Origin of the sequence: Archangium lipolyticum, assembly GCF_024623785.1 — a bacterium.
GTDB lineage: Bacteria > Myxococcota > Myxococcia > Myxococcales > Myxococcaceae > Archangium > Archangium lipolyticum.
In genome coordinates this window covers 31,517-53,085 of the sequence record NZ_JANKBZ010000014.1, presented here as the reverse complement: position 1 = coordinate 53,085, position 21,569 = coordinate 31,517, and the positions used below count along the sequence as shown (strand labels likewise).

General features: G+C 67.5%; 15 protein-coding genes. 6 read left to right on the top strand and 9 right to left on the bottom strand.

All coding sequences use genetic code 11. The features are described from left to right. Window positions 1–7: 7 nt before the first annotated feature. Complete coding sequence (locus tag NR810_RS27575) at window positions 8–1,612, bottom strand: PKD domain-containing protein (protein WP_257456907.1); 1,605 nt, start codon at window positions 1,610–1,612, stop codon at window positions 8–10. A 212-nt stretch (window positions 1,613–1,824) separates the two neighbouring features. Here NR810_RS27575 and NR810_RS27570 point away from each other — a divergent pair, with 212 nt between their 5' ends. After that, window positions 1,825–2,601 carry a hypothetical protein gene (locus NR810_RS27570; RefSeq protein ID WP_257456905.1) on the top strand — a complete coding sequence of 259 codons (777 nt, stop codon included), beginning with the start codon at window positions 1,825–1,827 and terminating at the stop codon, window positions 2,599–2,601. 23 nt (window positions 2,602–2,624) lie between these two features. Here the strand turns inward: NR810_RS27570 and NR810_RS27565 are convergent, their stop codons facing one another. After that, window positions 2,625–4,424 (bottom strand): apiosidase-like domain-containing protein, encoded by a 1,800-nt coding sequence (locus NR810_RS27565; protein WP_257456902.1) that lies wholly within the window; start codon window positions 4,422–4,424, stop codon window positions 2,625–2,627. Window positions 4,425–4,680: 256 nt separating this feature from the next. After that, complete coding sequence (locus NR810_RS27560; RefSeq protein ID WP_257456899.1) at window positions 4,681–6,945, bottom strand: hypothetical protein; 2,265 nt, start codon at window positions 6,943–6,945, stop codon at window positions 4,681–4,683. Between the two features lie 333 nt (window positions 6,946–7,278). Here NR810_RS27560 and NR810_RS27555 point away from each other — a divergent pair, with 333 nt between their 5' ends. Beyond that, on the top strand, window positions 7,279–8,454 hold the full coding sequence (locus NR810_RS27555) for an RICIN domain-containing protein (protein ID WP_257456897.1): 1,176 nt from the start codon (window positions 7,279–7,281) through the stop codon (window positions 8,452–8,454). A 40-nt stretch (window positions 8,455–8,494) separates the two neighbouring features. Here the strand turns inward: NR810_RS27555 and NR810_RS27550 are convergent, their stop codons facing one another. Genes NR810_RS27550 through NR810_RS27540 form a run of 3 tightly spaced genes read right to left on the bottom strand, consistent with a single transcriptional unit; the run spans window position 8,495 to window position 12,552 of the window. Then, window positions 8,495–10,540, bottom strand: a complete 2,046-nt coding sequence (locus NR810_RS27550; RefSeq protein ID WP_257456894.1) for a PAS domain S-box protein — start codon at window positions 10,538–10,540, stop codon at window positions 8,495–8,497. Window positions 10,541–10,549: 9 nt separating this feature from the next. Beyond that, window positions 10,550–12,094, bottom strand: coding sequence for a sensor histidine kinase (locus NR810_RS27545; protein ID WP_257456878.1), 1,545 nt, complete (start codon window positions 12,092–12,094; stop codon window positions 10,550–10,552). Further along, window positions 12,091–12,552, bottom strand: a complete 462-nt coding sequence (locus NR810_RS27540; RefSeq protein WP_257456875.1) for a response regulator — start codon at window positions 12,550–12,552, stop codon at window positions 12,091–12,093. The genes NR810_RS27545 and NR810_RS27540 overlap by 4 nt, the downstream gene beginning before the upstream one ends. Before the next feature lie 426 nt (window positions 12,553–12,978). Between NR810_RS27540 and NR810_RS27535 the strand changes: the two genes are divergently transcribed. The 3 genes from NR810_RS27535 to NR810_RS27525 are packed head-to-tail and all read left to right on the top strand — an operon-like array spanning window position 12,979 to window position 16,393. Continuing rightward, window positions 12,979–13,629 carry an Isoquinoline 1-oxidoreductase subunit gene (locus NR810_RS27535; protein ID WP_257456872.1) on the top strand — a complete coding sequence of 217 codons (651 nt, stop codon included), beginning with the start codon at window positions 12,979–12,981 and terminating at the stop codon, window positions 13,627–13,629. Continuing rightward, window positions 13,626–14,087, top strand: a complete 462-nt coding sequence (locus NR810_RS27530; protein ID WP_257456870.1) for a (2Fe-2S)-binding protein — start codon at window positions 13,626–13,628, stop codon at window positions 14,085–14,087. The genes NR810_RS27535 and NR810_RS27530 overlap by 4 nt, the downstream gene beginning before the upstream one ends. Window positions 14,088–14,098: 11 nt before the next feature. Beyond that, window positions 14,099–16,393 (top strand): xanthine dehydrogenase family protein molybdopterin-binding subunit, encoded by a 2,295-nt coding sequence (locus tag NR810_RS27525; protein ID WP_257456867.1) that lies wholly within the window; start codon window positions 14,099–14,101, stop codon window positions 16,391–16,393. Between the two features lie 116 nt (window positions 16,394–16,509). On the opposite strand, the gene NR810_RS27520 is transcribed toward NR810_RS27525, so the two are convergent. Continuing rightward, window positions 16,510–17,343, bottom strand: coding sequence for an SDR family NAD(P)-dependent oxidoreductase (locus tag NR810_RS27520; RefSeq protein WP_257456857.1), 834 nt, complete (start codon window positions 17,341–17,343; stop codon window positions 16,510–16,512). A 109-nt stretch (window positions 17,344–17,452) separates the two neighbouring features. Here NR810_RS27520 and NR810_RS27515 point away from each other — a divergent pair, with 109 nt between their 5' ends. Then, window positions 17,453–18,742, top strand: coding sequence for an MFS transporter (locus tag NR810_RS27515; protein WP_257456856.1), 1,290 nt, complete (start codon window positions 17,453–17,455; stop codon window positions 18,740–18,742). Window positions 18,743–18,775: 33 nt separating this feature from the next. On the opposite strand, the gene NR810_RS27510 is transcribed toward NR810_RS27515, so the two are convergent. Beyond that, window positions 18,776–20,035 (bottom strand): extracellular solute-binding protein, encoded by a 1,260-nt coding sequence (locus tag NR810_RS27510; RefSeq protein ID WP_257456855.1) that lies wholly within the window; start codon window positions 20,033–20,035, stop codon window positions 18,776–18,778. A gap of 29 nt (window positions 20,036–20,064) precedes the next feature. Continuing rightward, the gene (locus NR810_RS27505) at window positions 20,065–21,426 is read right to left on the bottom strand and encodes a hypothetical protein (protein WP_257456854.1); all 1,362 of its coding nucleotides are present in this window, start codon (window positions 21,424–21,426) and stop codon (window positions 20,065–20,067) included. Between the last annotated feature and the right edge of the window lie 143 nt (window positions 21,427–21,569).

The following is a 21,569-nucleotide window of genomic DNA, read 5'->3' as shown; positions in this document are numbered from 1 at the left end:
GGCGGGGTCAGCGCACCTCGAATTCGTAGATGCGCGTCGCCGGGTCGCCGTTCTGGGACGGGGTGGTCACGTTGAGTTTGATGTAGCGCGCCGAGGTGGGGCTGATCGAGTGGGTCGAGGTGTTGGCGGTGTTGTTGGTCACCGTCACCGGGGTGCTCCAGCTGGTGCCGTTGCTGGAAGTCTGGATGGTGAAGGCCCGGGTGTTCCAGGTGCTCGACTCGCCGCCCGCGCCGGCATGCTTGACCACGAAGCTGCTGACCGTCTGCGCGGAGCCGAGATCGACCTGCAGCCAGGACGAAGAGGTCAACGAGCAGAACTTGTCGGTGGTGCCGCCGGAGACGCTGCCGTTGACCGCCTTGGCCGGCGTTTCGCTGCTGTTGCAGGCGCTGGAGCCGGTCGCCGGCTTGTTGAGCGCCAGGTTGATGTTGCCGGCGCCGACCGAGACGGTCTGGGTCCTGGTGTGGCTGGCGCCGCCGTTGTCGGTCACGGTCAGGCTGACGTTGTAGTTGCCGGTGCTGGCGTAGGTATGGCTGGGGTTGGTCGCGGTCGAGCCGCTGCCGTCGCCGAAATTCCAGCTGCGCGAGGCGATGCTGCCGTCGATATCGCTGGAGGAGTCGCTGAAGCTCGCGGTCAGTCCGCTCACGCTGACGCCGAAATTGGCCACCGGTGGGGTGTTGCCGCTGACCGCGGTGTTGATCGCCGCCGCGTACTGCGCGGTCGTGCCCTGCGACCAGCACGCCAGGACATCGTCATACAGCCACATGAAGCCGCCGGCGATGCCGGCGGTGGCCTTCCAGTTGCTCATCTTGCTCTGCACCGTGGCCGGACTGTCGCCGCTGCCGCAGCCGGTGCCGTGGCGCGACCACAGGCCCGGATCGACGGTCATGCCCATCGCGGTGTTCCAGCTCGCCGGATTGTTGCCGGCGCCTCCGTCGTACACCTGCAGGTAGATGCGGTCGACCGCGCTGCCGAGGTTGTTCTTGAGGTTCCTCCAGAAGCTCTGATTGGTGTAGGGCGCGAAGGTGATCTTGTAGCCCAGGCCGATCAGCATCTGCCCGAACTGGGTGGTCGGGGCGAGGTCGTAGGCGCTCTCGTCGTCGAAGTTGACCGCGTCGGCGCCGGTGGCGGCCTTCAGCGCCTGGAAGTTGCGGTACAGGATGCTGTTGCTGCCGGTGCCGCAGACGAGGGTGCTGCCGCAGCCGGCGGCGGTGCCGTTGACCAGCCTGGCCATGCGCTCGAAATCGGGAACGCTCCAGGCGCCGGTCGACACTTCGATGCGCTCGACCGAGGTCGGCGCGGTCTTGAGCGTGGCCAGCCGCGTCGGCCAGGCCGGGTCGCCGATGTAGGCGCCGTTCTTGACCACCGGGATGTCGTTGTAGACCAGGTCGCCGTTGTCCTCGATGTGGAAGCTCCACAGGATCACGGTGGTGAAGCCCGAGTTGCGCAGGTCGTCCATCACCGCGGTGCCGCCGGAATAGAACGGGCCGCCGCCGTAGATGGCCGAATCGGCATGGGCCGCCGGAGCGAGCGCGGCCAGGGCGAAGGCGGCGAGCGCCGGCCAGGCTCGGTGGGCGGGACGGAGGCGGGACGAGAGTTGCTTCGACTTCGGCATGGTGTGCTCCCCTGCAATGAGCGTCGTGGACGCGATGGCATCGATTCGCCGGCCTCGGCGAAGGGCCCACATTGCGAGCGCCGAAATCGGAGTGTCAATATGTTATTCGATTTAAACAGGGAAATAATGTTTTACGCGGGCCTGTTGAATTCTTGCCTGGCGGATCAAGGCGCTGCGCGGTTTGGACAAGGGGCAGGCCGTAGACTCCTCGCATGCTGACCGTCTTCGCATGGGGCTATGAGGGTTGGGGCAACTCCACCCGGGAGTTGCTGCGGGCCTTTGACGCCGTCGAGCAGGCCCGAGGGTTCCAGCCTCCGGTGTTCGTCGATGTGCGCGTGCGTCGTCAGGTGCGTGCCGTGGGGTTCCTGGACGACGCGTTCGAGCAGCGGGCCGGCCGGGCCCGGTACCGCTGGTTCCCAGGGCTCGGCAATGCCGCCGTCGGAACCGGAGAGGGCCCGATGCGGCTGGTCACCCCCGCGGATGCCTACGAGCTCCTCGGGCTCGCACTGGCCCAACGGCGGCAGCGGCGGCGCGTGGTGTTCTTCTGCAGCTGCGGTTCCCCCTTCTCGGCGCGGACATGCCACCGCCAGCTCGTGAGGCGCGCGCTTCTCTCCTCGGCCCGCTCAATCGGTGTGAAGGCGTCGGTGCAGGAGTGGCCGGGAGGCCCGCTGCGCGAGCGCGTGCTGGCCGAGCTTCCCGTGCGGGAAGAAAGTCTGGAGTCCCTGCTCGGCGGGGCCCAGGCCCTCCGTCTCGGGCGGGAACTGCCTCACGTGCGATTCCTGGCGTGGCCCGCGGGCGGGCTGCTCCGTCTGCGCTACCGCGATCGGAGCCAGTTGGTGTCGGTCGCCGCGGCCCGTTTCCACGCGGGCGAATGGAAGATGCCCCTGTATGTGCATCCGGTGGAGGAGGGCGACTCGGCTGAGAGGCTCCTCCATCACGCGCGCCGGTTCAGGCGGGAGGGAATGCTGGAAGAGTTCAGGGTCGGCTGAGCCACTGCCAGCCCCTCACCGCGTCAGTGGTAGTAGACCTCGATGCCCGAGAGGTTGGCGGTGCCTCCCGAGGTGGTCAGGTTCAGGGTGCCATCCGTGACGGAGACGACCCAGGGGCCCAGCCGCTTCCATTGGCCGGGCGCGCCGCTCACGTAGTCATCCTGGACGAGCTTGCCCTCTACCAGCACGTCGAACGTCTTCGTCGCGTTGTCCTCCCATACGTAGAGGTAGACGTCATAGGTGTCCGATGGCACCACGCCGATCGTCACCGCGGCGGTCGTGCTGTAGATGCACGAGCGGATCATCTGCGCGCGGTTGGCGTCCGTCGTGGGCACCAGCGGAATGGTCTGGTCCTCGAAGCGCGTGCCCGAGAGGGTGAGGTTGGCCGCGCCGCTGCTGGCCTCCCAGGTCCGTCCGTCGATGGTGAGCGCCGGCCCACCGAGGTTGATGGCTCGAAAGAGCGTTCCCGAGGGCGGCGGGGTGCTGCCCGCGCGCTCCACTATGAGCAGCGCATCCGTGTAGCCCGAGGGCCAGGCGAGCGCCCGCGTCCCCGTCGCCGTGTACGTGCCAATGAGCGTCTTCGCTCCACCCGTGCCCGGGTTCCACCAGGACAGCGTCACGTTGCCGCTCCCCAGCGCGGCGAGGTTCACGACGATGTCGGAGCGCGTCGTCGGGAAGTACGCCAGGCCGAAGCTTCCATCGCTCGCCGTGGCGGAGACTCCGTAGTCGAGGCCCCCGTTGGTGGAGGTGGTGCCGTATCCGCCCGTCAGCAACTTCTGGGTGTTCCCCGTCCGGTGGTCCGGCCGCAGCAGGTGCGTCTTGTAACCCGCGAGGAAGGACGCGAGGTTCTTGATGTCGGTGGCCGATGCAGCCCCCAAGGCGTTCTTCCAGTCCGAGTCCATGTCCCAGATGTTCTCATGGCCGTAGGCGAAGCCCACGCCGCCACTGAGGTACGACCACCAGGCCTGCGCGCGCAGGCGCCGGCGGTCGAGGATGGGCGAGGAGGGGCGGGCGTCGTAATACGACTCGGGCATCACCACGGGCCGCACCGTCGTGCGGTTGTAGTCCGCGAGCACGTAGCTGTAGGTCGTCTCGGGCGAGTACGCGAAGTGGACGGTGTGCCAGGGCTGGCTCACGAAGAACTTCGCGGACGAGCTCCTCCGCTTCGCGTGGTACGACATCAGGTGGAGCTTCGTCTCGTTGGCTCGGATGGCGTTCGCCATGGCGTTGGTCGACTCGACGCGGTCGCTCGTGTCCATGCCCGCCGGGACGTCGGCGACATCGCCGATGGGATCGTTGTCTCCGCCCAGGATCCAGAAGAGGTTGTTCTTGCCCCCGAACCGCTTGCCCAGGAAGGTCCCGTAGGACGTGGCCGCGCTGGTCGTCATGTACGGGCGCCAGTCCCTGCCTCCGTAGCCGTACCAGGACACCGCCGCCGCCACCTGGATGCCTCGCTGACCGGCCTGGTCGATCACCCACTCGACGTGGTCCCAGTAGTCGTAGCCGCTCGCATCCGAGGGGTCCGTCGTGGCCACCGAGGTGATGGCCGGTGACGCCGGGTTCATGCCGTTGAAGGGCACGTCGCCGTAGTAGTTCTTCGTCCACTGGCTCAGCAGTGGGAGCAGCATCACCTGGATGGTGTTGAAGCCCTTCTTCTGGCGATCGTCGAGGTACGCGATCACGTCCGCCTGGCTCAGCTTCGAGGGCAGCGCCCAGGGCGTGTCGGCGACGTACTGGAATGGAGCTCCCGTGGCGGTGACGAGGTAGCGCTGGTCCGCGCTCGCCTTGATGGGGTAGTCCGCCAGCGTGAGCGGATTGGCCACGAGGGTGACCTCATGGCCCTCCAAGGAGTCTGCTTCCGACCCATCTCCTTCAGGGCCACAGGCGCCCAGGGCCATGAGGCCCAGAGCGAAGAGGGGTTTCCACCAGCGTCGATGAGGTGAGGTCACGTGGGTTGCTCCCTGGATGAGTTCACCGGAACGAGGAAGGCGGACTCATACAGGAAGAACAGGGAAAACTGGAAGCGCGGAGGGGCCCCACCGTGGGTGGAGCCCCTGTTCCAATCCGGAGGAAGCGCGCTCAGTAGGACGACTTCGAGACCATGTTCTGATGGGTGACCGCGTTGCCCGTGCCGTTGATGATGTGGTTGATCGCCGCGCCCGCGGTGCTGCCGAGGAACACGGTGATCATGTGCTGGAACTTCACCCCGGAGTGGGTCGGCGACTCGATGGCGTTCTCCAGGATCACCGGGTTGTAGAACACGGAGTAGATCCCCAGGCCCCGGGCGTCATGGCTCGTCACGGAGTTGGCGACCTTGTACGACGCGTATCCCCTCACGCCGTCGTGCGTCCACCGGCTCTGGTTCGGAACGTCGTAGGGAATCTCGGACTGGTAGAAGTAGACGCGGCCACCGTTGCCATTCCAGACGGTCTGATACCCCTCGAAGTGCTCGACGAAGAGGCCATAGGCCGACACGTTGTTGCCGTTGACGGTGATGCCGTTGATGCTCTTGTTCACGTCCCAACCCACGCCGTTGCCGTGATCGGCGCGCCAGAGCCAGAGGTTGTCGATCAAGACGTCATTGCTGTTGAGGGTGACACAGCTCGTCGCGTTGCCGGCCTGCGCTCCGCCCACGCGGCAGGAGACGTCGAAGAGCGCCGTGGGGTTGCCCGCGTGGCTGACCGTGCTCGTCGTGTTTCCGAGCGTGAGCAGCACGGGGGAGTTGGTGGGGCCCGCGTCGAAGAGGACGCCCGCGATGGTCACACCATCGACGTCGGCGACGTTCATCGCGGCGCTTCCGTAGTCCGGGATGAGCGTCGCGAGGCCGAGCCCCAGGACGATGGTCCCCGGGTTCGACACCTGGAGGGGGCTCGCGAGGTGATAGATACCGGGGGTGAGGATCAGATGCTTGCCCGCGCTGAGCGCGGCGTTGAGCGTGCTGGCCGTGTCCCTGTCGGAGCGGGCGATGTGGAACTTGTCGATGGACAGGACCGCACCGGCGGTCGTCCCGGCGCTCCACGTGGTCCCCTTGCTGTTGATCCTCAGGGAGGGAACCTTGACCGCGTAGTTTCCGGCGCTGTCGATGAAGAGATAGGGCTTCTCCCGGATGACCGGCGTCGTGTCGACGACCGTGTAGACCTGGTTCGGCCAGGTGCCCACCGGAGCCTGCTCGTCACCGACGAAGACCATGTTCCAGTTCTGGCCCACCCAGTTGTTCAGGCTGGTATTGCGGGTGAGGAACTGCTGCTGGGTTCCGGAGTTGATGGTGTTGTCGATCTTGGAATCCGCGATGAACCCGCCGCTCGACCAGGCGTTGTTCCAGGCGTTATCCCAGAGGTTGATGGAGCCCTTCACGTGGATGCGGCGCATGGTGGTCGCCTGTGAGACGGCCCACACCGCCGTATTCGAGTCCTTCGTCGGGACGATGGAGAGGTTCTCGACGCCGCGCCAGAAGTTGTGGGTGGCATTGCCCTGGAACCAGTCCGCCTTGGTACGGACCGCTCCGGTGATCGTCACATCATCGGGCGATTGCCCGAGGCCGAACACGTTCATGTAGAACCCGACCTGGACGTCGAGGTTGTACTGGCCCGGTTTGAAGAAGTACGCGTACCGCTGGCTGCCGAACTGGTTCGTCTCCTGCTGCCGGAAGATGGTGTCGATCTGGCTCTGGATCGTCGCCATCGACATGGAGGGGTCGAAGATGCGGACGTTGGGTCCGAAGTCCGGGCCGGACCCGCCACCACCGCCGCTCAGGATGCTCAGGGTGAGGGTCTCCCACTCCCTCGCCGAGGGGGCGGACGCGACGACGGTGCTGCCGCCGGCGTTGACGGCGGAGACGAACTGCCCGCTGACCGTCGTCTTCAGCGCGATCCTGTCACCGCTGACGATGTTGCCGGTGCCACTCAGCTTCACGATGCTGAACTCTTCCCAGGCCAGTGGCGTCGTCGCCGTGAACCGGATGTTGCTGCCGCCGCCGTTGATCGCCGAGCCCCACTGGCCGCTGATCGACTGCAGCGTCACCACGTCTCCGCTGACGAGCGAGCCGCCGTTGACGTCCGTGAGTGTGAACGTCTCCCACTCCTTGGCCTGCGTGCTGTACGCCATCAGGTCCGCACCACCGCCCTGATCGGCGACGAGGTAATGGCCCGACCAGGTCCGCAGGGTGACCGTCAACGGGTTCGCCGCGAGCGTCTTCTCCTCATGGCCGGTGCGCTCGTCCTGCTCCGTGTCCGGGGGGACAGCGCAACCCGTGCTGGCCGCGAGCAGGGTCAATGCGGCAACCCCCAGGACACGTGTCCGGCGGCGAACGACAAACAGCGCTTCATCCGGGTTACCTCGGCTCATGGTGCTTCCTCTTCGTTGGAGTGGGTTCATCGCGACCAGCCCTTTCGAGCACGTTCTGGAATTTCTGCAATAACACAGCCATGTAGAATTCCGCTGATTCCGGGGATTTCCACCTGAAGGTGATGCCGTCCCACTCCAACGTGAGTCCGCGGACCCGTGGCCCCTGGTGACAACAGACACCAGGGGTGATGACTGCCGTCACCAGCGCGCGACCGGGGACACCACCTCCTCTTCGGGACTTCAGGCAGTGACCCGAAAAACGGGGGTCGGCCCTCTAGAAGGCACCGAGTGAGGCCGAATCCGTTTCATGGGGCCATGCCCCAGGAGAGCACCATGTTCCGTATGAGTGTGTACCGTTGTCTGTCGTTGTTGGGCGTCGTGGGGGGGCTGGGTGGCTGCACCGCCAACGAGCTGGAGAGCGCCGAGGTGAGCGGGCAGCTCCAGAGCACGGCCATCGTGTCGAGCATCACGGAGGGCGACTACGTCATCCGCTCCGTCATGACCAACAAGTGTGTCGACATCGCCTCGGCGAGCACCGCGGACGGAGCCACGGTGCAGCAGTGGGACTGTAACGGCACCAACGCTCAGAAGTTCCACATCTCCCCGACGTCGGATGGTTACTGGAAGATCATCAACGTCAACAGCAACAAGGCGCTCGACATCAAGGACAACAGCACCGCGCAGAACGCCTACTTCCACCAGTGGACGTACGTCGGCGCGAACAACCAGCAGTTCAAGTTCGTGGCCCGGGGCAACAACCAGTTCAGCATCCATGCGCGCCACACGGACATGGTGATGGACCTGTACTGGGGCTCGGCGAACAACGGCACGCAGTACGTCCAGTACCCGTACACCGGCAGCGCCAACCAGCTCTACACCCTGGACAAGGTGAGCGGCGGCTCCGATCCGGGCACGGGCCGCGGGTGCGCCATCGCCAATGATGGGCAGACCACCCTGCGCTTCATCAACCGGTGCGGCTTCGAGGTCAACTTCGCCGGCAACAACATCACGGGCGGTCTCCTGGGCTCGGGCCAGGAGGCGTGCCGGACCATCGGCTCCGTCACCGCGTACATGCCCACGAAGCGCTACTGGGGCTTCCGCAAGGGAGAGGATCCGGGCTTCGAGCACCACTCGCTCGCGGAGTTCGGCTTCAACGAGGTGTTCTACTCCTACACCAGCTGGGACTGGTTCAACCTCAGCCACGTGGATGCCCACAACCTCCCCCTGAAGATCGTTCCCTATGAGCTGGGTGGGACGACGACCTGCTCGGGGCAGACGCGGAGCTGCCCGATGGACCTGCTCCCGAACTGCCCCGCGGAGGGACAGCTGCGCAACGCCGCCGGCAAGGTCATCTCCTGCGTGAGCCGCGACCGCGACAATCCCAACAGTGTCGTGGCGAGGTACTTCGACGCGGCCTGCTCGCAGTCCTACTCGTGGTCCGGCGATGACTCGGTGATGGCGGCGTGCAACGCCGAGGACTTCGACATCATCTTCTGCCCGCCGAACTGAGCGGCTCCCGTTGGGGCACCTGGGGCATCGGGAGGGAACGTCAGGCGGAGAGTGGCCGAGCCACCTCCGCCCGGGGCAGGGTGAAGTGGAAGGTGGCCCCTTGCCCCACCGCGCCCTCGGCCCAGGTGCGCCCTCCATGCCGGGCGATGATGCGCCGCACGTTGGCCAGGCCGATTCCCGTCCCCTCGAACTGCTCGGGCCGGTGCAGCCGCTGGAAGACGCCGAAGAGCTTGTCGACGTACTGCATCTCGAAGCCCACCCCGTTGTCGCGCACGGTGACCTGGAGCTCGCCATCCCCGTCGCGGGCCTCCACCTCGATGAGCGCCTCCTCTCGGGGCCGCGAGTACTTCAGGGCATTGGAGAGCAGGTTCTTGAACACCAGGCGCAACAGCGCCGGGTCGGCCTGCACCTCGGGCAGGGCTCCCACCCGCCACTGCACCTTGCGTCCCTCGGCCTCGGGAGCGAGCTCGCGCCGCACCTCCGCCACGAGGTCCCCCAGACTCACCGGCGCCTTCTTCAGCTCCGCGCGGCCCATGCGGCTGAACTCGAGCAGGTCATCCACCAACTTGCCACCCTGCCGGGCCGCCTCGGCGATCGTCTTCACATGGCGGCGCGCGGTGGCATCCAGGCTCTCGCTCGTGCGCGATTCGAGCAGCTGGGCGAAACCCATGATGTGCCGCAGGGGCGCGCGCAGGTCGTGGCTGACGGAGTAGCTGAAGGACTCCAGTTCCTTGTTGGCCTCCAGCAGCGCCGCGGTGCGCTCCTGCACCCGCCGCTCCAGTTGCTGGTTGAAGCGCCGCATCTCCTCCTCCGCGCGCTTGCTCTCCGTGATGTCGATGACGCTGCCGATGTAGCCCAGGTACTCGCCGGAGGGGCTGTAGCGGGGCGAGGCCGCGTCGATGGCCCAGCGATACTCCCCGTCCTTCCTCCGCAGCCGGTACTCGAGCTGGAAGGGCGCCTGCTTCGCGTTGGCCTCGAGGAAGATGGCCTCGGCCCGCTTCACGTCGTCCGGGTGGGTGGCCGCCAGCCACCCGAAGCCCAGCCCCGTCTCCTCGGTCTGTCCCGTGAATTCGTACCAGCTCTTGTTGAGGTAGGTGCAGGCGCCCGAGGGATCCGTCACCCACAGCATGACGGGAGCATGGTCCGCCATGTTGCGGAAGCGCGCTTCGCTCTCCTTGAGGGCGGCCTCCATCCGCTTCTGATCGGTGATGTCGTGCCCCTGGACGAAGATGCCCGCCACCGTGCCGTTCGCTCCCTGGATGGGCTGGTAGATGAAGTCGACGTACGCCTCCTCCTGCGGAGCCCCCGCGTGCCGCTGGAGGAGGACACGCACGCCACGGCCGATGAAGGGCTCGCCCGTGGTGAAGACTTGATCGAGCAGCTCGACGAAGCCCTGTCCCACCACCTCCGGCAGCGCCTGCCGCACGGGCTTGCCCACCAACTCCCGCTGTCCCACCAGCTGGCCGTAGGCGGGGTTGGCCAGCTCGAAGACGTGCTCCCTTCCGCGAAGGAAGCACATGAAGCTGGGGGCCTGCGCGAAGAGGTTCAGGAGGTGGCGGCGCTCGGAGTCGAGCAGCTGGTTGGCCTCCTGGAGCTTCCTGGCCCGGCCCAGCACTCCCGCCTCCAGGGCGGCGGACGCGGAGGTCTCGCGCCGCTCCGCCTCGTTGGCGGCCTGCTTGAGCTGCTGCAACTCCGTCACGTCCACCGTGTGCTGGAGGATGTAGGCCACCTCCCCGTTCGCATCGAGCAGGGGCGTGTGGGTGGCGCTCCAGAAGCGCTCCGCCTCCACGATGCCCTTCTCGGTGTGCATGGGGACGCGGTAGGGGATGAGGGCCAGGACATCTGGTGCCCGCGTGGCGAGCACGCGCTCCAGGGAGGTGCGCAGCAACTGCACGCTGGCGTTGTTGGGGTCCTTCGGGTCGTGGGGAAAGAGGTCGAAGAGGAAGCGGCCCTGGATGTCCTCGAGCCGGCTCGCGGTGGAGCGCAGGTAGGCGTCGTTGGCGGTGACGTAGCGCAGCTGCCGGTCGAGCACCATGTAGGGGTTGGGGGAGAGCCGGAAGAGCTCTCCGAAATCAAGGGGATGCATGGGGGGCCTCTAGGCGGAAGAGGGGCTGCGCGGCAGCCGCACGGTGAAGATCGTTCCCTCCGCGGCCGTGGAGCTCACGTGGACGGAGCCGCCGTGTGCGCGCACGATGTTGTCGACGATGTAGAGCCCCAGCCCGATGCTGCGGGTCTGCATGTCCGTCCTGGCCGTGCCGCGGTTGAGCGGTTTGAACAGCTCGGGAATGAGCGCCGGGGGAATCGGCTCGCCCCGGTTGTGGACCTCGAGCAGCACCACGTTGCGCTCGCCCCGGGTGCGCACCCTCACCACGCTGTCCGGGGGCGAGTACTTGAGGGCGTTGCCCACCAGGTTGGAGATGACCTGCGCGATGCGATCCGGATCCCACTCCCCATGTGTGTCGCCCTCCCGGGTGAGCTCCAGCCCGCGCTCGGGGTGGGTGTGTCCGAGCTCATCGATCACCTGGCTCGCCTGGGCGTGGAGGCAGAGCGGGGCGCGGGCCACGGGGATGCCGCCCAGCCGCGCCTGGGTGAAGTCGAGCAGATCGCGGATCATGCGGCCCGCGCGTTCGGCGCTCGCGAGGATGCGTCGCGCCGAGCTGGTGACCTTCTCGTCCAGGCCCTCGCGCTTGAGCAGCACGGAGGCGCCGAAGATGATGGCGGTGAGGGGGTTGCGCAGGTCGTGCGAGACGATGCCGATGAGCTGCTGCTCGAACTCGATGCGCCGCTTCACCTCTTCCTCGGCCTGCTTCTGCTGGGTGATGTCGGTGACGAAGCCCTCGAAGCACTCCGGGGAGCCATCCGGAGCGAACCGGGGCAGGGAGCGGCTCCACAGCCAGCGCTCCTCACCCCCGCGGGTGCGGATGCGGTAGGAGATCGAGAGCTGGCGGCGCTCGGCGAGGGCGGCTCTCACCTCGCGCTCCATCCGCTCCAGGTCCTCCGGATGGATGATGCGGTCCCAGCTGATCTCTCCGCCAGTGGCGAAGGACTCGGGAGGCCAGCCCGTGAGATCCAGGCATCCCTGACTGGCGAAATCGAGGTGCCACGGCCTGTCCTTCACCTTGCGCCGGAAAGCCATGCCCGGCAGGTTGGCCATGAGGGTGGAGAGGGTGTGCTCGCGCTCCTGCAGCCGTGCCTCGGCCCGCTGGCGGTCCATCCGCTCGCGTGCCTCGCGCAGGGCCCGCTCGATACTCGGCACCAGCCGATCCAGCCGGTCCTTGAGGACGTAGTCGGTGGCGCCGCGCTTGAGCAGCTCGATGGCCCGCTCCTCGCCCAGGGCGCCCGAGACGAAGAGGAAGGGCACCTCCGGGCACGTGCGATGGCAGGTATCCAGGGCGCTCAGCCCGTCGAAGCCGGGGATTTTGTAGTCGGAGAGGATGAGGTCGAAGCGGTGCTCGGCCAGGGCCGCGTTGAAGCTCTCGGCGCTGTCCACGCGGAGCAGTTCGAAGAGCAGACCGCCCTCCTCGAGCCGCGCGGCGATGAGCTCGGCATCCAGGGCGCTGTCCTCCACCAGGAGGAGGGACAACCTGCCGCCCTGTTCCCGTGCCTGTGTATGGTGCTCCGCTTCGACCCGCGCGATCACGATGCGTTGGACCTCCGGAGCGAGCCCGGGGGCGGTTCGTTCACCACCGCCCAGAACAGTCCCAGCTCCTTCAATGCCTTGACGAACTCCGGAAAGCCCACCGGCTTCACCACGTAGGCGTTGACGCCCAGACCGTAGGAGCGCGCCAGATCCGCCTCTTCCCGGCTGCTGGTGAGCATCACCACCGGGACCGACTTGAGGTTCGGGTTGTTCTTGACCTGCTCGAGCACCTGCAACCCATCCACCTTGGGCATCTTCAAATCCAGCAGGACCACGGCAGGCTGCCCGTGGGGCCGGCTGGCGAATGCGCCTTCCTGGAAGAGATAGTCGAGCGCTTCCCGTCCATCCCGCACCCACACCACTTCGTTGGCCAGTCCCGTCTCCGCGAACGCCTCCAACGTCAGCTCCGCGTCGTTGGGGCTGTCCTCCACGAGCAGCACCCGCTTGAGTTCCATCATTGCTTTCTCCCGATTGCCCCTACCGCGATTGCTGGATGGGCCCGGCTTCCGGTCGGCGGAGGCGGGCACGCATTGGTTCACTGGCCAACACCCCGGCCTGTAGGCCCCCCAGTTGAAGCCCCGCTCCTGTCTCCTTTTGGACGGGGTGGGAGCAAGCCGAAAGGACCTTTCCTCATTACGCCCGTGGGGATCCACCGGCAGCGTAAAGCCCCCCGTGCTCGCCGTGAGTGCCTGCTCGCCGGCCGCCTTCCCCGATTGCCCCCCGCTCGGCATCCAGCCCTCCGGATGCGGCGAGCGGGTGCGTTTCGAGGTGCCCCGCTGACCTGTTCGCGTTTTTGCAAGCGGAATGTGGGTGAAGTTCGGGTTTCGCTCCTTCCGTGTTTTCGCCGTTGCGGGTGCGTCCTGATTCCTGGATTCTCGCCGCCGATGCGGAATGCCCTTCTCGTCGTGACGTCTGGTTTCGTTCTGCTCACCGCGGGAGCCTGCCGGCGCCAGCCCGAGCCCGTCGATGCACGAGGCGCGCTCCCCCCGGTGGGTCCCGGTGAGCTCCGTTCCCCAGAGGCGTTCGGAGTCATCGCGGATCGGGCCGACCGGTCGCGTGCCCTGTTCCTCGAGGCCAGCCGGGTCCTGCTCCATCCCCGGTGCGCCAACTGCCATCCCGACGGCGATACGCCCTATCACGGCACCGACTGGCAGCCTCACAATCCTCCCGTCGTGCGCGGCCCCGAGGATCGCGGCGTGGTCGGGATGGAGTGCACGAGCTGCCACCAGGACAAGAACCTCGAGCTCGCGCGGGTCCCCGGTGCGCCGAACTGGCACCTCGCTCCGCGCTCGATGGCGTGGGTGGGCAAGACCCCGCGCGCGATATGCGAGCAACTGAAGGATCCCAAACGGAACGGAGGCAAGACGTTGGCGCAGATCGTCGAGCACAACGCGCATGACGAGTTGGTGGGCTGGGGTTGGACGCCGGGCGCGGACCGGCAGCCCGCTCCGGGCACCCAGAAGCTCTTCGGGGCCATCGTGGCGGCCTGGGCCGACACGGGCGCCGAGTGTCCTTCCGAGGAGGCACGGCCATGACGATTCGAGTTCGCGTCAACGGGGTCGAGCACGAGCTCGATGTCGACCCGGAGATGCCACTGCTCTGGGCCCTGCGGGATGTGCTGGGCCTCACCGGGACGAAGTACGGCTGCGGCCAGGCGCTCTGCGGCGCGTGCACCCTCCACCTCGACGGCCAGGTGGTGCGCTCGTGCGTGACGCCCATCCGCCGCGCGGCCGGGCGCTCCATCACCACCATCGAGGGGCTCTCCGCCGATGGTAGTCACCCCCTGCAGCGCGCCTGGGTCGACATGGGCGTTCCCCAGTGCGGCTTCTGCCAGGCCGGGCAGATCATGACCGCGGCGGCCCTGCTGGCGAAGAATCCGAAGCCCACCGACGCGGAGATCGACCAGTCGCTCGCGGGCAACCTGTGCCGGTGTGGCACGTACACGCGCATCCGCGCGGCCGTGAAGAAGGTCGCCGGCATCTCCGAGGAATGACGAGGACATCCATGAGCAAGAAGCCCATGTTGATTGCCCGGCGGACATTCCTCGCCGGGATGAACGTCTCCGCCGGAGGGCTCGCCCTGGCCTTCTTCACCGGCCAGAAGCCCACCAGCGAGCCCACGGGCCAGGCGGGACCGAAGCCGAAGACGAGCTCCCAGGCCGAGGAGAGGACCTCGCCCGGGCTGAACCCGAACGTCTTCGTGCACGTGGCTCCCGACGGGCTGGTGACGATCGTCTGCCACCGGTCCGAGATGGGGCAGGGTATCCGCAGCTCGCTCCCGGTGCTGATCGCCGATGAGCTGGGCGCGGACATGGCGCGGGTGAAGATCGTTCAGGCCGATGGTGATCGGGCCTACGGCGACCAGAACACCGACGGCTCCAACAGCGTTCGCAGCATCTACGAGGAGATGCGGCGCGTGGGGGCCACCGCGCGCGTGATGCTGATCGCCGCCGCGGCCAGGCGCTGGAAGGTGGCGCCGGAGCAGTGCGAGGCGCGCGACCACGTGGTGATCCACCGCGGGAGCAACCGCACCTTCGGCTTCGGCGAGCTCGCCGTCGAGGCGGGCAAGCTGCCCGTGCCCAAGCCGGCGGCGGTTCCGCTCCGGCCCAAGGCCGAGCTCCGGCGCACCGGTGGGCCGCTGCCGTTGCTGGACGCGCCCGCGTACGTCAACGGCAGCGCCACGTTCGGCGCCGACCTCCGGCTCCCGGGCATGCTCATCGCGGTGATCGCGCGGCCCCCCGTCGTGGGCGGCCGGGTGGCGCGGTATGACGCCTCGCGCGCGCTCGCCATCCCCGGGGTGAAGCGCGTCATCGAGCTTCCCGCGCCGAAGCCTCCGTACATGTTCCAGTCCTGGGGCGGTATCGCCGTCCTCGCGGAGAACACCTGGGCCGCCATGCGTGGCCGCGCGGCGCTCGACATCACCTGGGAGCACGGGGACAACGCGAAGTACGACTCGGAGCGGTTCCGTCAGGAGCTCACCGCGTCCGTGCGCGCGCCCGGCACGCCCGTCCGGAACGTCGGGGACGCGGACGCCGCCCTCGCCAAGGCCGCGCGTGTGATCGAGGCGGAGTATCACGTGCCCCACCTCCCGCACGTGCCGATGGAGCCGCCCGTCGCGCTCGCCCGCGTCCAGGATGGCACCTGCGAGGTCTGGGCTCCCACCCAGAATCCGCAGGCGGCCCGCACCGAGGCGGCCCGGGCACTCGGGCTTCCCGAGGAGAAGGTCCAGGTCCACGTGACCTTCCTGGGCGGCGGCTTCGGGCGCAAGTCGAAGGCGGACTTCGTCTCCGAGGTCGTGCTGCTCGCCAGGGAGGCCGGTACTCCGGTGCGCGTGCAGTGGACCCGTGAGGACGACGTCCAGCACGACTACTACAACACCGTCAGCACCCAGCTGCTGAGCGCGGGCCTCGACGAGCGCGGCAAGGTCGTCGCCTGGCGGCACCGCACCGCGTTCCCGCCCATCGGCTCGACCTTCGCGCCCGTCAACAAGCCCGGGGAAGGGGACCTCCAGCAGGGGGTGTTGGATCTCGCGCTCGCGGTTCCCAACGTCCGCGCCGAGGCCTGCGAGGCCAATGCCCACGTCCGCATCGGCTGGCTCCGGTCCGTCTACAACATCTTCCACGCCTTCTCGATCAACTCCTTCATCGACGAGATCGCCCACGCCCGGGGGGAGGACACCCGCGACGTGATGCTGGAGATTCTCGGACCGCCCCGCGTGTCCTCGCTCGAGGAGCTGGGGATCAAGAACCTCAGGAACTATGGCTCTCCCCTCGAGACCCACCCCGTCGATGTCCGGCGCCTGCGCAATGTCATCGAGCGCGTGACGCAGCTCTCCCGGTGGAACGACCGGAAGAAGGAGGGCAGGGCCCTGGGCCTCGCCGCCCATCGCAGCTTCGTGAGTTACACGGCCGTGGTCGCCTCGGTCGTGCGTGACGCCGCCGGCAAGCTCCGTGTCGATGAGGCCTGGATCGTCGCGGACGCGGGGACGGTGATCAATCCGGATCGCGTCCGGGCCCAGATGGAGGGCTCGGTCATCTTCGGAATGAGCCTGGCGCTCCATGGCGGGATCACGATGAAGGGCGGCGTGCCCCAGCAGTCGAACTTCCGCGACGTCCGGTTGGTGCGCATGGCGGAGACGCCGCGGAAGATTCACGTCGATATCATCCAGAGCGACGCGGCTCCGGGCGGAGTGGGTGAACCCGGTGTTCCGCCCGTCGCCCCGGCGATCGCCAACGCGGTCTTCGCTCTCACGGGTACGCGCGTCCGGGAACTGCCGATCTCCAAGGCGCTCCAGGTCTGAGTCTGCCGTGGATGTCCCCTCTCCCCCTGGGAGAGGGTCAGGGTGAGGGTCTTCAGTACGCGAATACCCTCACCCCCCGCCCTCTCCCAAAGGGAGAGGGAGCATGCGTAACCCGGTTATTTCCGGGGACTCGTTGGTTGCTTCGCGAGCAGTCGCTCGGTGGTTTCTCGCACCGCCCTCCTCGTTGCTTCGTCCTCCGCCACCGCCGGCCACGGCTGCTCGTTCTCCTCGATGAGCCAGCGGGCTTCTCCCGCCGGCGACCAGCGCTCTCGCTCGAGGATCCTCGCGAGCCGTGCCGCGCAGACCTCGGGCGTCTCCCAGCCTCGCTTCACGAGTGATAGCAGCCATCCGATGGGGCCCGAGCGCGCCCCGAGGTCCGTGCGCACTACCCCAGGGTGCAGGACGACGACGTCGAGCCCTGGCTCGGCGGCGGCGATGTCGCGCATGGCCAGCGCGAAGCAGAGCTTCGTGGTGCAGTAGGTCCGGATGCCCGAGAAGTCCTCGCCCGTGGGCGTGCGGGCGGCGTCGAAGCGACCCTTCAGGATCAGGCCGGCGCTCACCACCAGGATCCGGCGCAGGCGCCTGGCGTCGAGCAGCGCCCGCTGCATCACCAGCGGCGCCAGGTGGTTGACCACGAAGGCGGCCTCGAGTCCTTCAGGTGTGAGCACCCGCTTCGCCGGCCACAGCCCGGCATTGTGGATGAGCGTCGCGCCAGGGGTGACCACCTCGACGAGGCGCTGCCCCAGGGCCCGTGCCTCGGCCAGGGACGAGAGGTCTCCCGGCACCGCGACGGCGTGGCCGCCCTTCTGCTCGACGGCGGTGACGAGGGCATCCAGACGGGCGCGGTCGCGGGCGACGAGCACGAGCCGATCATCACGCCGCTCGGCCAGGGCCAACGCCAGGGCGTGACCAATGCCGCGCGAGGCTCCAGTGAGGATCAAGTCAGCCATGGCCGGAGCCTGACAGGGCTCTGTCGAAAGGTGAAGGGCGCTTGCTGGCCTGCTTGCTCCAACTGTGACTGGCGGGAGCACGGAGCTTGCGTTAGAGCCGCCTGACCGCATGGCCTCTCCCGACGCTCCCTCAGCCCCTCCCTCCGTCTTCCAGTACCGCGACTTCCGCTTCTACCAGCTGGCACGCCTGTGCGCGGTGCTCGCCGTGCAAATCGAATCGGTCGCCATCGGCTGGCAGGTGTACGAGTTGACGGGCAGCGCGCTCGCCCTGGGCTACACGGGCCTCGCGCAGTTCCTGCCCTTCCTCGTCTTCGCCCTCGTCGGAGGTCAGGTCGCGGACCGGGTGGATCGGCGCGCCATCATCGTGGTGTGCCAATCCGTCATGCTGCTGTGCAGCCTGCTGCTGCTCTCCTTCACGTTGGGCCATGTCAGTGACGTGCGGTTCGTCTATGGCGTGCTGGTACTCTTCGGCACCGCGCGGGCCTTCTACTCGCCCGCGAGCTCGGCGCTCGTTCCCCGCCTGGTGCCCCCCGAGGCGCTCACGCGCGCGGTGGCCATCAACTCCACCACCTGGCAGGTGGCCACCATCGCCGGTCCCGCCGTGGGCGGGCTCCTCTACGGGTGGGGGGGCGCCAAGGGGGCCTATATCGGTTCGGCCCTGCTGTGCGCGCTCTCCGTGTTGTGGATGCTGTCCCTGAAGGTGCGCACGGGCCAGTCCTCCCGCGAGCCGTTCTCCTTCTCCACGCTGCTGGCCGGGTTCCACTTCGTGCGCCGGCAACGGCTGTTGCTGGGCAGCATCACCCTGGACCTGTTCGCCGTGCTGTTGGGTGGCGCGGTGGCCCTGTTGCCCATCTACGCGCGCGACGTGCTGCACACGGGGCCCTGGGGCATGGGGCTGCTGCGCAGCGCGCCCGCGGTGGGCGCGGCGCTGGTGGCCGTGTTCCTCGCCTCCCGTCCCCTCGGAGGCCGGGCCGGATGGAAGATGTTCATCTCCGTGGCCATCTTCGGCGCGGCCACGCTCGTCTTCGGGGTGAGCCGCTCGCTGCCCCTGTCCGTCGTGGCGCTGGCGATCGCGGGTGCCGCCGACATGGTGAGCGTGGTGGTGCGCAGCACGCTGGAGATGGTGGCCACGCCGGATCACATGCGCGGCCGCGTGGGCGCCGTGAACATGGTCTGCATCGGCGCCTCCAACGAGCTGGGCGAGTTCCGCGCCGGAGTCTTCGCCGAGCACATGGGCGCGGTGTCGGCGGTGGTCTCAGGCGCGGTGGGCACGCTGGTGGTGGTGGCGCTCTGGGCCTGGTCCTTCCCCGAGCTGCGGCGGGTGGACCACCTGGAGCAGGCCGCTCGGGAGCCCCATCCCAACGAAGCGGAGCCCCGGGAGGCCCCCGCGGCTCCGTGAGCACGCGGGAGTCCTCCGCCAGGGTTGCTCGGCTCAGGGGGCCTTCGTGAGCTCCTGGACGAGGTGATCCCTCATCGTCTTGCGGATCCCCAGCACGCCGCTGTTGGGGAACGGAGAGGCGATGCGCGTGGTGGTGTCGATGCGCTGGTAGAGGGGATCCTCCTTCAATCCAGGCGCCTGATAGGCATCCAGGTTCGCGGGCATGAGGTAGCGCGGCACGCGCCCGGTGGCGGGAGCGTCCTCGCTGAGGAGGATCCACGCGTACGTGCTCGGCTGGCTCATGTAGCTCACGAACGCCATGGCCGCCTTCTCGCACTCGCCGGTGCACTGGGCCCCGAGGAAGAAGGAGTCGGTGAACAGCAGGGTCTGGCTGCCCGCGCCCAGCGGAGCGGGGGAGATGCGCAGCTGCTGACGGTCCGCCGCCGAGGGCAGCTTCTTCAAGATGGTGTGCAGCCGCTCCGAGTAGCCCAGCGTCACGTCGGCCTTGCCCTCCGCGAAGAGCGTCGCGGGCAGATCGATGTTCGCGTCGGCGTCGAAGGTCCCATCGAGGCAGGGATTGCCCGCCGGGGTCTCGCAGGCCTGGGCGAGGGACCTCATTCCGGCAATCACCTGCGTGTCATAGCGCTCCGTGGTGACGGCCGATTGGATCTGCTCGGGGCCGTGGGTATCCGACCAGGCGTCGAGGTAGAGCGAGGGCAGGTTCCAGCTGCCCAGCAGGTTGCCCGCCACGTCCATCTCCGGCGTCTTGCGTGAAGCGAGCAGCTGGACCAGCTCATCCACCGTGCGGGCGTTGCTCACGGCCTCGTCGCGCGAAATGACGTAGTGCGTGCACAGCCAGTGAGGCACGCCGTACAGCTTGCCCTCCAGCGTCGAGGCCTTGACGCCCGCGGGGTGCCAGTTCACGCCCTCCGGCAGCGCCGACCAGGGACGGACCGCTCCGGTGGCGACGAGCTCTCCCAGGAGCATCGTGTCCGTCTCGACGAGATCGTAGGCGCACTCCCCCTGTCCCTGGAGGGAGCTCGCGAGCTGGGTGGGCTCGTAGAGGTCATCCTTGAAGCACGAGGGGTTCACCACCAGATCCACGTCCGGGTGCTGAAGCTCGAAGTCGGCCTCGATGCGGGCGGACATGGCCTTGAGGCCATCTCCCGCCGCATCCGGAATGTACGAGTAGAGCGGCACCCGCAGCTGGGTCCGGGGCTGAGGTTGCGGCTGCGGCTGCGGATCCGGCGTCCCGCAGCCCAACATCGGCCCCACGGCCGCGCCGAGGACCATCATCCAATTCAGGGTTCGCATGTTCTCGCTCATGTTCGTGAGGGGGGTTCCTACTGCACCAGCTGAATGGCGACGGGATAGACCTTGTAGAGGACGATGTCGTCATCGAAGTACAGGGTCGGGCTCGTCGTCCGCATCTTCACCTCCACGGCCATGCCCGTGGGGGCGAGTCCACCGAAGTACCAGTACGAGTTGGTGGAGAACTCCGTCGGTACCTTGTTGTCGTAGGTGAAGGCGTATCGGACCGAGACCAACTGCAGCCCCGCCGACGGATTGAAGACGTGGGAGGGGAGGGAGTCCACGCTGTGGGTCCGCCGCATGACGCAGCCGGTACGAGAGCACTCCCGCTCGACCTTGGCCTTGACGATCGGCTTCGAGGCCAGGTTGAAGATGCCCCAGGAAATATCGTTGAGGGGCCGGTAGTAGTCCGGCGGATTGCCACCACCGATGGTGTACTTCGTCGCGAAGTCGAGGGCGTAGAGGGGCGCCGACAGGGTGATGGTTCCGCTCATCTTCAGCGAGCCCTGGAAGTTCAGCGGCTCGCGGGGTGCCGGGTCATCCAGCCCTCCGATGAAGGTGGTGATGAAGCCGACGAGCCCGCCCACGATGGGGGCGATCTTGGAAAGAGCCGAGGGACTGGAAGGCGTGCCCACCAACCCCTGAACGATGCTCTTCCACCACGTTCCATCGGCCGCCTTGCTCGCCGTCTCCCGCACGGACTTCACGGCGGAGGCCACGTCCTTGTAGTACTTGTGTCCCTTGGTGGCCGACTCGACCAGGTTGCTGCCCAGGTTGCTCGACGAGCCCGGGTTGGCGTCGCTGAACACCTGGCTCAGGGTGAACTCGGTGGACTCCAGGGTGACGTTGGACACGTCCATGCCCCGGAGCTGTAGCCGCAACTGGGTGGCGTCATTCAGGGCCGGATCGTAGCCCGTGAGCATGAAGTCGCCGTAGATCCACCCGTTGATGGAGTTGGCCTCCACCATGAAGCTCTCGACCTTGGTCGCGTCGTAGTCATTCAGGAAGGCGCGGGTGGCGTCCGAGTAGGTCAAAAGCGCGCCAGCGGCCGTGCTGCTCTTGAAGCTCAGCTCCAGGTTGAAGCGGGTGTATGTCAGCTCCCGGGAGTTGAAGAGCATGACGCGCAGGATGCCGCGGTACTTGTTGTAGAGGACGAAGAAGGGCACGTCCGGCGCCGCCGTGGGCGTGCCGAAGTCGCGGTAGGCCAGGACCCAACCGTCCTGGGGGTACATGTCCTTCTCCAGCGTGTTGAGGGGATGCCCCGCCGTGTAGAAGGGAAGTTGCCGGACTGTGGAGCGGACGATGCCCAGCTGATCGGTGAAGTACAGCGTGTGTCCTGCTCCAGAAGGGGTCCAGTCCCAGTTGGGATCCAGGTTCGGATCGCCCACGGGCATGTAGCGCTCGTTACTGGGCTCGAGCCCAGCCTCTCCAGCAGCCAGTGCGCTGGTGGCCGTGCACATGGAAAGAAGGAGAACCAAGAAGGATGTCCGGATCATTGTTGTTTGGGTGTCCAGGATGTCCACCCCTCGGGGCTGTG